This is a genomic window from Pseudonocardia hydrocarbonoxydans (assembly GCF_006539565.1).
Classification (GTDB): domain Bacteria; phylum Actinomycetota; class Actinomycetes; order Mycobacteriales; family Pseudonocardiaceae; genus Pseudonocardia; species Pseudonocardia hydrocarbonoxydans.
This window is the reverse complement of sequence record NZ_BJNG01000087.1, coordinates 1-739: the sequence shown is the minus strand read 5'-3', so window position 1 is coordinate 739 and position 739 is coordinate 1. Positions and strand designations below refer to the sequence as shown.

The following is a 739-nucleotide window of genomic DNA, read 5'->3' as shown; positions in this document are numbered from 1 at the left end:
CCCGAGAGGGTTCGGGCCCTGGCAGACCCTGTGGAAGCGACACCGCCGCTACAGCGGGGATGGCACCTGGGACCGGATCCTCGCCGCCCTGCTCACCAGCGCGGACGCTGCGGGGATCGTGAACTGGGACGCCAGCGTGGACTCCACGATCCTTCGCGCGCACCAGCACGCCGCCACCCTCGCCCGGGACACGGGGGGCGAGATCGAACTACAAGAATCTGCTGGACGAACCGGCTGACCATGCGTTGGGTCGGTCCCGGGGCGGGCTGTCCACGAAGATCCACCAGCTCGTCGACGGCCACGGCTACCCGTTGGTCGTGCTCGTCGGGCCGGGTCAGGCCGGTGACGCCCCGATGTTCCCGCATCTCATGGCGCATCTGAGCATCGCCCGCTCCGGGCCCGGGCGGCCGCGGACCCGGCCCAACCGGGTACGCGGGGACAAGGCCTACTCCTCGCGGGCGATCCGCGGCCACCTGCGATCCCGACGGATCCTCGCGGTCATCCCCGAGCCCGCCGACCAGCAAGGACACCGCAAGCGCCGCGGCCGTCGAGGTGGTCGCCCGCCCGCGTTCGACAGCGTGGACTACCGCAACCGCAATGTCGTCGAACGCGGGTTCGCCGCGGTCAAGCAGTGGCGCGGCCTGGCCACCCGTTACGACAAGCTCGCGTTGACCTTCCGCGGCGGTGCCGTGCTCAAAGCCATCGTCACCTGGCTCCAAGCATTGGGAGACACGCCCTA

1 protein-coding gene and 1 pseudogene are annotated in these 739 nt (G+C 70.6%); both read left to right on the top strand.

Going from position 1 to position 739, the window contains the following annotated elements; translation table 11 throughout:
• Nucleotides 1-238 (top strand): annotated as a pseudogene (locus PHY01_RS27300) (hypothetical protein); the annotation flags it as partial.
• A gap of 7 nt (nt 239-245) precedes the next feature.
• On the top strand, nt 246-739 hold a 494-nt coding region (locus tag PHY01_RS26090; protein WP_246086162.1), incomplete at its 3' end, for an IS5 family transposase.